This is a genomic window from Allorhizobium sp. Av2, assembly GCF_021462805.2.
In the GTDB taxonomy this organism is placed as follows: domain Bacteria; phylum Pseudomonadota; class Alphaproteobacteria; order Rhizobiales; family Rhizobiaceae; genus Allorhizobium; species Allorhizobium vitis_G.
This window is the reverse complement of the sequence record NZ_CP192697.1, coordinates 952,070-964,270: the sequence shown is the minus strand read 5'-3', so window position 1 is coordinate 964,270 and position 12,201 is coordinate 952,070. Positions and strand designations below refer to the sequence as shown.

The 12,201-nt window shown below is 56.7% G+C and carries 9 protein-coding genes; 2 read left to right on the top strand and 7 right to left on the bottom strand.

The genetic code is table 11. From position 1 onward, the window contains the following. Window positions 1–204: 204 nt before the first annotated feature. From FS819_RS22065 to groES, 7 genes are all read right to left on the bottom strand, one after another. Window positions 205–1,383, bottom strand: coding sequence for an ABC transporter substrate-binding protein (locus tag FS819_RS22065; protein WP_156550305.1), 1,179 nt, complete (start codon window positions 1,381–1,383; stop codon window positions 205–207). A 66-nt stretch (window positions 1,384–1,449) separates the two neighbouring features. Continuing rightward, on the bottom strand, window positions 1,450–2,547 hold the full coding sequence (locus tag FS819_RS22060) for an ABC transporter ATP-binding protein (protein ID WP_156550306.1): 1,098 nt from the start codon (window positions 2,545–2,547) through the stop codon (window positions 1,450–1,452). Between the two features lies 1 nt (window position 2,548). Further along, entirely contained in the window at window positions 2,549–4,612 is a 2,064-nt protein-coding gene (locus FS819_RS22055; RefSeq protein ID WP_156550307.1) for a hydantoinase/oxoprolinase family protein, read from the bottom strand. Beyond that, entirely contained in the window at window positions 4,609–6,300 is a 1,692-nt protein-coding gene (locus tag FS819_RS22050; RefSeq protein WP_156550308.1) for a hydantoinase B/oxoprolinase family protein, read from the bottom strand. Before FS819_RS22050 ends, FS819_RS22055 begins: the two co-directional genes overlap by 4 nt. 296 nt (window positions 6,301–6,596) lie before the next feature. Continuing rightward, on the bottom strand, window positions 6,597–7,001 hold the full coding sequence (locus tag FS819_RS22045) for a hypothetical protein (protein ID WP_234624836.1): 405 nt from the start codon (window positions 6,999–7,001) through the stop codon (window positions 6,597–6,599). Window positions 7,002–7,712: 711 nt separating this feature from the next. Next, window positions 7,713–9,356 carry a chaperonin GroEL gene (gene groL / locus FS819_RS22040; RefSeq protein ID WP_012654128.1) on the bottom strand — a complete coding sequence of 548 codons (1,644 nt, stop codon included), beginning with the start codon at window positions 9,354–9,356 and terminating at the stop codon, window positions 7,713–7,715. Window positions 9,357–9,425: 69 nt separating this feature from the next. After that, window positions 9,426–9,722 (bottom strand): co-chaperone GroES, encoded by a 297-nt coding sequence (gene groES / locus FS819_RS22035; RefSeq protein WP_060717088.1) that lies wholly within the window; start codon window positions 9,720–9,722, stop codon window positions 9,426–9,428. 165 nt (window positions 9,723–9,887) lie between these two features. Between groES and chrA the strand changes: the two genes are divergently transcribed. Then, window positions 9,888–11,237: a chromate efflux transporter gene (chrA, locus tag FS819_RS22030; RefSeq protein WP_234624837.1), complete on the top strand. Its 1,350-nt coding sequence runs from the start codon at window positions 9,888–9,890 to the stop codon at window positions 11,235–11,237. A 107-nt stretch (window positions 11,238–11,344) separates the two neighbouring features. Next, on the top strand, window positions 11,345–12,196 hold the full coding sequence (locus tag FS819_RS22025; RefSeq protein ID WP_156550309.1) for a TIGR01459 family HAD-type hydrolase: 852 nt from the start codon (window positions 11,345–11,347) through the stop codon (window positions 12,194–12,196). Window positions 12,197–12,201 lie beyond the last annotated feature (5 nt).

Here is a 12,201-nt window from a genome sequence, read left to right as displayed (position 1 = left end):
ATACGGTCTTACAGTCTGTTCAAGAATTGCTGCTGGCCTGGCGAAAATGGTGATTTCGAGAACCGGAACGGAGCGTACTTAAGGTACGTGAGTACAAGCATTCCAGGAAAAGTGCGAAGCAGTTTTTCGTTAGGAAATGCGTGCATCATTCAAGCGGAGAAATTGCTATTTGCAGACGGCCAGCGGCGATTATTGGATAGACTGTTAAGCATTGCGGAGTTTCTGCCACCATTCTTCATAGAGCTGGAAATTGTCCGGGCGGGTGTTCTGCCAGAACACTTTGCCGGCAAACTTGGCTTTGACGTGGTCGGCCCGTGCCTGCACCTCTTCCGGCTTGTATTCGTCAGGATGTGCCTTGGCATAGACAACATTGTTGTCGGTCGGGACGAGATAGCCCCGCGCCTTGCCAAGCTCGCAGCCATAGAGACCGCCCAAAAGGCCATTGACGAATTGATGCGCGGCATCGCTCACACCACGTTCGCTAGCGCCCTTGAGCAGAACCGTATTATTGGCCCAGCCTTCATAACCCTCGACGGGGGCGGCATAATCGACTTTAAGTCCGCGCTTGCGGCCTTCATAGACAATCGGCTCCCAGCCGGTCATCGCATCGACTTCTTCATTGGCAACCAGCTGGACGCCTTGTTCCCAGCCATTCCAGAAGGTGCGGAACTGTCCGTCCTTCTTGTGCTTGATCAGGAATTCCATCACCAGACCAAGTTCGGATTCGCTCAGATTGCCCGGGTCCTTGATCGGCTTGTTCTCGCCTTCCTTGAGGTAGATCGCAGCGAAGATCGCGCTGTTGATCCAGGCATCCTCCATGGCGACCTTGCCCTTCATCTTCGGGTCGAAGATTACGCCATAGCTATCGACCTTGCCGAGCTTGTCGGAGCGATAGATGATCGAGTCGGCATTGACCACGGTCGGAATGCCGTATTGCTTGCCCTCGTGCTTGAGGTAGGGAATGTCGCGCGCCCACTGCCAGATACTGTCGTAATTGGCGATCTTGCTGACATCCCAAGGGATAATCGCGCCCTGACGAGCCAGTTCCTTTTCAGCGCCGCCCTGAAAACCGCCGATGTCGAAGAGATCATTGGCATTGCCCGCGGCCAGACGGGCAATGACAGGACCAAGGTCGTTTCCATTGTCGGTAAATTCCGGCTTCACACCATTTTGGGTGGCAAATTCCGCCCATTTTTCACCGATATCCAGCGTCGCCGTGCCCCAGAAAGCCACAGATTTCGCCTCTGCGGCAAAGGCCGAACGGCCAAGGCCCAGATGACCGGCAGCCAGCGCCAACCCGCCGGCACCGGCAAATTTCAAGAGGTCGCGCCGCTGCATATTGCTTCGGTTGACCGAAAATCCATTTTTCAAACTCGTCGCCATTGTTGTTCCCTTGTTCTCACTGATGAGACCCCATTTTATGCACGTCTCATGCCACAGGCGGCGGCTTTACACCGCAAGCGGCAATTCCTTGTCGGATGTCAAAAGAGCGGCACCCGGCTTTATCGACAGGCCCACATCCTGCCCGACACTCAAAGACGGCGCATCCGCGTCGCAGATCGCCGTCAAAGTCTGCCCGTCGCCAAACGCCAGCGTGACATCCCGATGCAAGCCGCGAAAAGTGGTCGCAACCACGCGCAGCACCAATTGACGCAATGCCCCATCGCCAGATGCAGTCAGGACCTCGGGCTCGATGACCAGCCGGTCGGAGCGGATCACCACCAGGTTGGCGCTAACATTGCCATCCGGGACCGTGACCGGCACGGATTGTCCAGCAATGATTGCCACAGTGTCCGCGCCAGATCCTTCCAGCCGCTCAGGCCGCAGCAGATTATCCATGCCGATGAACCGGGCGACGAAGGCATTGGCGGGCGCATGAAAAAACTGGTCGGGCCGACCAAGCTGTTCGATCCGGCCCTGATGCATGATTGCCATCCGGTCGGACAGGCTGAGCGCTTCGTCCTGATTATGGGTAACGAGAATGAACGTGGCGCCGGTGCGCTTGTGCAAGCGGCCGAATTCATTACGCATCTGCTGGCGAAGCCGCTCATCCAGACCGGTCAAAGGCTCGTCCAGCAACAATATGCCAGGCTCCATCACCAGCGCACGCGCCAGAGCCACACGCTGCCGCTGACCGCCGGACAGAAGATTGACATCACGCTCGCCAAATCCGGACAGTTCCACCAGATCCAGTGCCTCCCCGACCTTTGCATCAAGGGCCGCGCCGGAAAGACCGCGCAGCTTCAATCCATAACCAATATTGCGCGCCACCGACATATGCGGAAACAGACCGAGCCCCTGAAACACGGTATTAACCGGGCGGCGATTAGCCGGCACGGCTGCCATATCCTGACCGTCAAACAGGATCCTGCCCGCATTCGGCTGGTCAAATCCGCCAATCAGCTTCAACAGCGAGCTTTTGCCACTGCCGGAAGACCCAAGCAGGGTGAAGAACTCCCCTGCCTTGATCTCCAGAGACAGGTCATCGACCGCCCGCACCGGACCATGACTGCGCGTCACAGCGTCTATGCTGATGGATATGGCCATCCTATGCGGCCTGCATGTCCGTTTCGTGAATGACAAGAATACCAGTTTCGGTCAGGCTGGCTGACTGGCCCTCAAGCACCAGCGTCGTTGCCGTCGCCTCTTCGATCAGCAGTGGACCGAATACAGGCTGACCGACAGGAAGCCGGGCTCGCTCGTAAACGGCACAGGTCTGCCAACCCATGGATCGACCGAAATAAACCTTCCTGTCGCCGACCCTGGCCGCGTCAATCGTCATGTCTTGCCTTTTCAGTTTTGGCAGGGAAATGACCTGCCCTTTCAAAACGGCTTCGAGATGCAGCGTCGTCAGTTCAATCTCGGCTGCGGGCAGGCGAAAAGCATAGGCGCGTTCATGAACATCATGAAACCTTTGGCTGAAAGTTTCAATGGTGTCGCCAGCCTCAAACCGCGCAAAAACACCATGTTCCTGACCTTTATAGCGCGCTTCGATCTGGTGATTGAATGCCACCTGCGCCTCGGCGCCTGCCGAAAAATAGGCGATGGCCTGACGCTCCAGCAATGTGAACCGGGTAGCGGCCTCCTCCAATGCCCGGTCGGCCAACAGGTGAAACCAGGTTTCGCGGAAGTCGGCACGGGGTTCGGCAGCCAGCATGCCCCATGCGGAAAAAATCCCGGGATGCGGCGGCACGACCGTTGCCTTCACACGCAATTCGCGCCCGAGATGGCTCGCCAGCGCCGGACCGGCGCCACCACTGATCACCAGATTAGCATCGCGAGGATCATGGCCGCGCTGAACCGTCACCAGTTTCAGGGCATTGATCATGCTGGCATGGGCAATGTCCATGATCGCACCGGCAGCATCCTCAATCGACATATTCATCGGCCCGGCCACGGTTGCAATGGCGCTTGCCGCCTTTTCCTTATCCAGATGCAGCGTGCCATCGGCAAAGGTAGCGGGATCGAAAATGCCGAGCGTCAGCAATGCATCAGTCAGCGTCGGCTTTGTGCCGCCGCGCCCGTAACAGGCCGGTCCAGGGGCAGAACCGGCACTTTCGGGGCCAACTCGCAAGCTGCCGCGCGCATCGATCCAGGCGATAGAGCCGCCGCCAGAACCGATTTCGACGATATCGACGACCGGGACCTGCACGGGATAGCCAGGCTGGATGCGGGTGTGTTCCAACCGGTATTCGGTATTCAGCGTCGGACGCCCATCATGGATCAGCGAGCATTTGGCTGTTGTGCCGCCAACATCCAGCGACAGGATTTCGCTCTCTCCAAGCTCCACGCCGATGCGAGCTGCCCCGGCGACCCCGCCCGCTGGGCCAGATTCCACCAATGTCAGCGGCTGTTGCACAGCCTGATCGAAAGAGGAAATGCCACCATTGGATTGCATGGCATAGTAAGGACAAGTCAGGTTGCGCTTGGCGAGCGCGAATTCCATCATTTCGAAATATTGCTGGATGGCCGGCTGCACATAGGCATTCAGCACGGTCGTATTGGTGCGCTCATATTCCCGCCATTGCCGCGAAACCTCGTGGCTGGCGCAGATCGAGGCAAATGGCAAGGCATCGGCCAGAATATCGGCACAGACCTTCTCATGCTCGGGATTGGCGTAGCTGTGCAGGAACAGGATGGCGACCGCATCCACATCCTCCGCTGTGCAGACGCGGATGATTTCGCGCAAGTCGTTCAATTCGATCGGCAGGAGCACATTGCCGGACGCATCGACCCGTTCCCGCACCTCGAAGCGAAGATGGCGGGGCACGAAAGGCTCGGGACTATGGAAATGCAGATTGTAAAGGTCAGGCCGGTTGCCACGGCCGATTTCCAGCACATCGCGGAACCCGGCGGTGGTGATGAGTGCGGTCTTTGCGCCCTTGCGCTCGGTAATCGCGTTGATCACCGTGGTGCCGCCATGGGCAAAGAAGGTAATGTCGCGGACCCGCAAACCATCCTTGCGCTCGCTGACATCGATCGCATCGAGTACGCCGCCAGACTGGTTATCTGACGTCGTCAGGCTTTTCGCGGTGAAAATTTCGCCGCTGCCCTCATCATAGCCGACAAGATCGGTAAAGGTTCCACCTACATCTGTTGCCAATCGGATCATTCTTCAATCCTCCCACGGTAACCATAGAGGCTGGTCGCTGCCTCCGCGCTGACAAAACCATTCTTCAAATCTGTTTCAACCAAAGCCGGATCGCGATCGCCGGGATCGCCCCATCCGCCGCCGCCGCCGGTGACGATGCGCACGACATCGCCCGTCTTCAGCGCAATATCGGCAGAGCGGCCATAGCAGGCGTTTTCGCCTGATGCAGCAAGCACCTGGAGGCTATTGGGCGTACCATCATGGCCGCCGTCCATGCCCCATGGCAGGGTGCGGGTGCGGCCAAAGCTGCAATAGGCGGACGCCTTGTCGCCAAGGATTTCATATTCCCTGATGATCCCGAAACCGCCACGCATCCGTCCGGCCCCGGAGCCGCCCTCGATATTCAGGCCATAGCGCCGCACTAGCAACGGAAACCGCGCCTCGATCACTTCGACGGAATAATTGTAGGTATCGCCATCCGTCAGGGAAATCAGCGCATTGGCACCATCCCGATTGACGCCGGCACCCCAGCCGCCATGCTGTGGCTCAATGTGAATGAAGGGTCGGCCACTGCGGTCGTTTCCGGAGATATAGGCGACACAAAGGCTGGAATAGGAGCCAGCCGAAAACCGCTCCGGCACCAGCGCCGCCAGCGCCTTCCAGACCAGTTCCGATGCATGGACAGACCCTTCGTAATACCATCCGGTCGGCGAGGGTTTTTCGGCGGTAAACACGGTTCCCGACGGTGCGATCACATTCAAAGGCCGGAACCAGCCTTCATTGGACGGCGACTGCGGTGCCACAAGTGCCTTCAGGATCGTCCTGACGGCTGATTCCAGCGCGCCACGCGCACAATTGATCGGTCCCGCCACGGCCGGTGGACAACCGGTGAAATCGGCGGTGATTTGATCGCCGGCAATGGTCACCGCGACTTGCACGGCAATTGGATCGGTTGTGACGCCATCGCCATCGATAATGTCGCTGGCCCGGTAAACGCCATCCGGAAGTGCGGCAATCGCCTGACGGCTCTGTCGTTCGCTGACATTGAGGATATGGTCGAAAGCGGCGATCAAGGTAGGAGCGCCGTATTTGGCCGTGAATTCGTTCATCCGCCGGGCCGCGACCCGCACCGTGGCGATCTGCGCCGTCAGATCGCCAAGCGCGATCTCAGGCATCCGGACATTTTCCGAGATGATGTGTAGAATATCAGAAGATAGCATGTCGTTGCGAACGATCTTGACGCCCGGCAACCGCAGACCTTCCTGGTAAACCGAAGTCGCAGCAGGCGAAAGACTGCCCGGAACCGATCCGCCAACATCGAGATAATGCGCGACATTGATGGCAAAGGCGAGCAGCACGTCATCGACGAAAATCGGTTTGACGATCGCGAAATCGCAAGCATGCGTTCCCCCGGCATAGGGATCGTTGGTCAGCAGAATATCGCCATCGGCCATATCCGTCCCGAAACGGTCGATCAACGCTTTAACCTGACGGCCGAATGTGCCGGTAAACAGCGTGATGCCGTTCATCTGGGCGATCAACTCACCCTTTGCCGTCAAGACACCGCAGGCAAAATCCAGCACTTCGTAGATCACCGGGCTCATGCTTGTGCGGGCCATAACGATGCCCATTTCATCAACGGTGGCAATCAACTTGCCCTCGATGATTTCCTGGGTCACCGGATCGAATGGGTGCCTGCCCGCCATCATGCCTCTAACGTCTCCCTGCTGAAACTCATGAAGGAGAGTTTAGGCTCACAACTCAGGCGCGACCAGCCTGCCAGAAGAGTAGGATTGCGAGACCCAACCCCACCCGTTCGGGTAGGGTGCGCATTCAGGCCACACATGACCAACATTCGCCGGCGCCATGCTGACGCGACAAGCATCGATAATGATCACGTACCTTCGCCTTGAATGAATTAGATACTCAAATACATCAGAGGCTTGAGATGTTTGAAGGTGAAATGGGACGCGTCATCTTCAATGACCGCTCTTACAAGCCTGCTTCACGACAGAGCCGGGAAAATGAACACGCCAGCAATCGAGCCATTATGGCTGCCGAGCGCACAGGACTTTCCCATGCAAAAGACCGGTTGTTTGGTCGAAAGGCTTTTGACGATTACGGTGGAATAGTAAAAAGAGGACACTGTGCTGGCTGCCTTTTCGAATATTTCGAGAATAGACACCCTATCCTTATAGTCATAGCAGCGGGTGATCGTCAGAAGGCCACATTCCTGGCTACTCAAGCCATGAAATTTCGCGGTTTTTGCGCCAATTTTGACCACGCCATTGTTAAGGTCGCCCGACCATTTCTCGATAAGGCCGTAAGGCAAGGTCCAACTGCCGATGCCGTTGTTATCGGCAATCTCTTCGGCGTCTGCCGTTTGCGTCAATCCCGCAATTTTAAACAAGACATTCCCCATCAGACGTATTGTTCAACCGGCACGATCCAAATATTGATCTGGGCTTCTTCTTTTCGAGACCAATGCCGCAAAAGCAGGATGCGTTTTTGCAGCCAAGGACGAACGGCTACGTCAAACTTTCACGGATCTCACGCTTATTCTTTTCTTCTGAAGCTCGCGTTTTTTCCGTGCGACAATGCCCCACCTTCAAAACATTGCAGCGGGCTTCAGCGTGCCATGCGTTATAAATAATGAATGTGATTCATATACTGAGGAAAATTGGTAAAAAAAAGTTAAATTTAAGCGTTCTTTTAAATGAAATGGATTTTCTATTTCATGAGGAAGCCGAAGAAAAATAATAAATCCAGCATCCCTGGCAGTATCCTCAGTCGAAATGGCCAGAAAGCTACTCTTGGCTCCATCCGATGATGGCATTCAAGTTGCGCTGTGGATTGCTCGCGCCCTCAACAACAGGTGAAGCAATATTCAAAAAAATCTTTTTCGGACACGCGGGCGTAAGTCCTTTTAAACAGCAAAAGGGCGACTTTAAAAGCCGCCCTTGTAGAGAGTCTGAACTGTATCAAGCGTTTGAGCAATAAGGCTTCCGCGTTATTACATCATACCGCCCATGCCGCCAGTTCAGCGCGCTTGACGCGCTGAACGACTTAAAGAGCATAGGCCAGGCTGCAAGGGGTCTTCAGTAATAAGGCTTGCGCCTTATTACATCATGCCACCCATGCCACCCATGCCGCCCATGTCAGGCATGCCGCCGCCAGCCGAATCCTTCTTCGGCAGTTCAGCAATCATGGCTTCCGTGGTGATCAGCAGGGAAGCAACCGAAGCTGCGTTCTGCAGAGCTGTGCGAACAACCTTAACCGGGTCAACGATACCCATGGCAATCATGTCACCAAACTCGCCGGTCTGGGCATTGTAGCCGTAGTTGTCGTTGTCCTTGTCGAGGATCTTGCCAACGATGATCGAAGCTTCGTCACCAGCGTTTGTTGCAATCTGGCGAACCAGGGACTGCAAAGCGCGGCGAACGATGTTGATGCCAGCTTCCTGGTCGTCGTTTACACCCTTAACGGTGATCTTGGTGGAGGAGCGCAGCAGAGCTGTACCGCCGCCAGGAACGATGCCTTCCTGAACAGCAGCGCGTGTTGCGTTCAGAGCGTCGTCGATGCGGTCCTTGCGTTCCTTGACTTCGATTTCCGTAGAGCCGCCAACGCGGATTACGGCAACGCCGCCAGCCAGCTTGGCCAGACGTTCCTGAAGCTTTTCGCGGTCGTAATCAGAAGAGGTTTCTTCGATCTGAGCCTTGATCTGGGCAACGCGGCCTTCGATGTCGGACTTCTGACCAGCGCCATCAACGATGGTGGTGTTTTCCTTGGTGATGGAGATCTTCTTGGCGCGGCCGAGCATGTCGAGGGTGACAGTTTCGAGCTTGATGCCGAGGTCTTCGGAAATAACAGTACCACCGGTCAGGATAGCGATGTCTTCCAGCATAGCCTTGCGGCGATCGCCGAAGCCAGGAGCCTTGACAGCAGCAATCTTCAGGCCGCCACGCAGCTTGTTAACAACCAGCGTTGCAAGAGCTTCGCCTTCAACGTCTTCAGCGATGATGACGAGTGGCTTACCGGTCTGCACAACAGCTTCCAGAACTGGCAGCATAGCCTGCAAGTTGGAGAGCTTCTTTTCGTGCAGCAGAACGTATGCGTCTTCCAGGTCAGCAACCATCTTTTCAGGGTTGGTGACGAAGTAAGGCGACAGGTAACCGCGGTCGAACTGCATGCCTTCAACGACTTCAAGTTCGGTTTCAGCGGTCTTGGCTTCTTCGACGGTGATAACACCTTCGTTGCCAACCTTTTGCATGGCTTCAGCAATGTCTTTACCGACCTGCGTGTCGCCGTTTGCAGAGATCGTGCCAACCTGAGCAACTTCTTCAGAAGTGGAGATCTTCTTGGCCTTGGCCTGAAGGTCCTTCACAACTTCAGCAACAGCCAGATCGATGCCGCGCTTCAGGTCCATTGGGTTCATGCCGGCAGCAACAGCCTTGTTGCCTTCGCGCACGATAGCCTGGGCCAGAACGGTAGCCGTGGTGGTGCCGTCGCCTGCGATGTCGTTGGTCTTGGAAGCAACTTCCCGAACCATCTGGGCGCCCATGTTTTCGAACTTGTCTTCCAGTTCGATTTCCTTGGCAACCGATACACCGTCCTTGGTGATGCGCGGAGCGCCGAACGACTTGTCGATGATAACGTTACGACCCTTGGGGCCGAGCGTGACCTTGACAGCGTCAGCGAGGATATCAACGCCGTGCAGCATCTTTTCGCGCGCAGTGCGGCCAAACTTGATTTCTTTAGCAGCCATTTTTCAAACTCCCGGGTGTCTAACCCATTGGTGAATTGTCTAAAAGGAAGAAGGGGTGATCAGGCTAAATCAGCCGATTACGCCCATGATGTCGGCTTCCTTCATGATCAGCAGGTCAACGCCATCGAGCTTGACTTCGGTGCCGGACCACTTGCCGAACAGAACGCGGTCGCCAACCTTGACGTCCAGGGCAACGAGCGCACCCTTGTCGTCGCGAACGCCTGGGCCGACAGCGATGATTTCGCCTTCAGCTGGCTTTTCCTTGGCGGTGTCAGGAATGATAATGCCGCCCTTTGTCTTTTCTTCGGACTCAACGCGCTTAACAACAACGCGGTCGTGCAGCGGGCGGAAATTGGTGCTTGCCATTGTCTAATCCCTCGATCAAATGACATTCGCGGGCCGAAACGGCCCCGCATGGATATTGTTAGCACTCTGTCTGTTTGAGTGCTAGCGAGCCTGAGATAAGCACGGCCTCTGACTGAGTCAAGGACGCCGTTCAAAAAATATATGCCTTAAAGGGACGACGGGCGCATGACGGAACTCTCTGACATGGCAAAAGGGCAAGAGCATGTTCCGGTTGTGCCATTGGGGACGATCTGTGCCGCATTCTGGTCGGTCGGCCTGTTGAGCTTTGGTGGTCCTGCCGCACAGATCGCCCTGATGCATCGTATCGTCGTCGATGAAAAACGCTGGCTTACCGAAGCGCGTTTCCTGCATGCGTTGAATTACTGCATGCTTTTGCCGGGGCCTGAGGCTCAACAGCTCGCCACCTATATCGGCTGGTTGAACGGCGGAATTCGTGGTGGGCTGATTGCCGGGTTGCTTTTCGTCTTGCCTGGCCTGGCGGTGATGATCGGTCTTTCTGCGGCCTATGCGCTCTACCACGACATTGCCTGGGTTTCGGGTCTGTTTTTCGGGTTGAAGGCTGCGGTGCTGGCGATCGTCCTGCAAGCGCTGCTCCGCATTGGCGGTCGGGCGCTGAAATCAACCTTTCACCGGCTTGTCGCAGTATTCGCCTTTCTCGCGCTGTTTTGTCTGGCGCTACCCTTTCCTGTCGTCGTCCTGCTCGCGGCCCTGGCCGGGCTGATCCGCGCCTATGGGCAGCCCGTCCCAATATCAGAGCCTGCCACAGTGAAAATACCGCTGAACTGGTGGCATATGGCGCTGTCTTTCCTCGGATGGGTAGGCCTGTGGCTGGCGCCGCTGGCCGTGCTGGCGCTGTTTGATGGCAGCGCGCGGCTCACCGAGATCTTCCTGTTTTTCGCCCGCATGGCGCTTGTTACCTTCGGCGGGGCCTATGCCGTTTTGGCTTATGTGGCGCAGGTGGCCGTGGAGCATTATCAATGGCTGCGCCCCGGTGAGATGGTCGATGGCCTGGCGCTAGCCGAAACCACGCCGGGACCGCTGGTCCTAGTCCTATCCTTTGTCGGCTTCCTCGCGGCGTTTCGTGATGCGGATAGTGTAATGCCACTGATCTCGGGCGTGGCCGGGGCGCTGCTGACGGCTTGGGCGACCTTCGTGCCAAGCTTTGTCTTCATCTTCGCCGGGGCGCCGTTGATTGAGCGTTTGCGCGGTAACAGGCTGGCGGATGGAGCGCTTTCGGCCATTACCGCCGCTGTGGTCGGGGTGATCGGCAATCTCGCGGTCTGGTTCGGGCTGCATGTGCTGTTTGCGAAAGTGGGCCGCATTCCGTTCAGCACCTTATGGCCGGGCGAGCGGGCTCCAGGCCTCTGGTGGCCGCACCTTGCTTCGCTCGACATCCCGTCTCTGCTTTTGTTCGCAGGCTCGGCGCTTCTCTTGATACGGTTGAAGATCGGCATGGTAACCGTGTTGGGGCTGACGGCTGTGGCTGGAGTGCTGTGGAATCTTGAAGCCGTGTGATCAGCGTCGGAACGTCGCTGAAAACCCGGCCATTCCGGCAAATCTCTTGCAATTGCAGCGCAGCTTTGCCATGTCAGCCCCAGTTCTTTCAGCAGGCAACGGATTCCATGGCAAAACCTATCGATACGCTCAATGAAATCACCCAGGGTTACGATGTCATCCTGTCGGATGTCTGGGGCGTTTTGCATAATGGAATCGATGCTTTTCCGGCGGCAGGAGAGGCCCTGTCGCAGGCCCGTGCCGATGGCGTTTCCGTCGTGCTCATTACCAATGCCTCACGGCCGTCAGACCGTGTGAAGATAATGCTTGATCAAATCGGCGTCCCGGAAACGGCCTATGACGCTATCGTTTCTTCCGGTGATGTGACGAGAAAATTGATTGAAAAAGCCCCACGCCGCGCTTTTCTGATCGGGCAGAGCCAGGATCTGTCGCTGTTTCAGGGGCTCGATGTTGAACTGGTTCCGGCAGACGAGGCCGACGCCATTATTTGCACGGGACTGTTCAATGACGAAGAGGAGCAGCCGGAAGACTATCGCGGAATGCTTGACGGCTTGAACCAACGCGGACTTCCGATGATTGTTGCCAACCCCGATCTGATCGTGGAGCGTGGCCATCGGCTCGTCCCCTGTGCTGGCGCATTGGCCGCGATATACGCTGAAATGGGTGGTGAAACCCGTTATGCTGGTAAGCCGCACAGCCCGATTTATGAGGCGGCCCTGGCGAAAGCGCAGGAAATACGGGGCAATGCGATTGACCGCAGCCGTATCATCGCCATCGGCGACGGCATGCCGACCGACGTGAAGGGCGCGCTTAGCTTCGGCCTTGATCTTCTCTATATTAGCGGCGGCATACATGCGGCGGAATACACCAAGGGCGGCAAGACAGACGAGACTATGCTGAACGCTTACCTGGAGCGAGAGGCGGCAACACCAAAGTGGTGGATGCCCCGGTTGGCTTGAGACAA